The organism is Thioclava sp. JE_KL1, assembly GCF_009296265.1.
GTDB lineage: Bacteria > Pseudomonadota > Alphaproteobacteria > Rhodobacterales > Rhodobacteraceae > Thioclava.
On sequence record NZ_WBJS01000119.1, the window covers coordinates 1 to 398 of the forward strand.

General features: G+C 44.2%; 1 protein-coding gene. It reads right to left on the reverse strand.

Features of this window, described 5'->3' with window-relative positions; all coding sequences use genetic code 11:
- On the reverse strand, positions 1-398 hold a 398-nt coding region (locus F8R15_RS21640), incomplete at both ends, for an ABC transporter substrate-binding protein (RefSeq protein ID WP_216644167.1).

Consider the following 398-nt stretch of genomic DNA (forward strand, 5'->3'; position numbering starts at 1 on the left):
GTCCCCAATGAATGTCGTTAGCAAGCTTGATGACCGGTTTTTTTGCCAAGTACGCCAACTCTTCAGGGGTAAACATCAACTGACCACCATTGAAAACAAAGTCATCCACATCAAAGTTCTTCATTTCTGCTTGAGTAATCAGCCCGGTCTCTCGCGCTTCAGATACCATGACCAACAATTTTGCATTATCAATATCTCCGATCTTTTGATCTCCCGAACTGACATACCGCCCAGTTTTACTGGCTTCATTCAACATTGCTGCTCGTGATTTCTTCACAGAATAATTCGCCAGAATATAGTCGACAGTTTCCGCCGGATGCGACAATGCGTATTGCCACCCCTTAATTGTGGCTTGCTTGAACTTATAAACAATATCGGGATAGGCACGCGCAAAACTG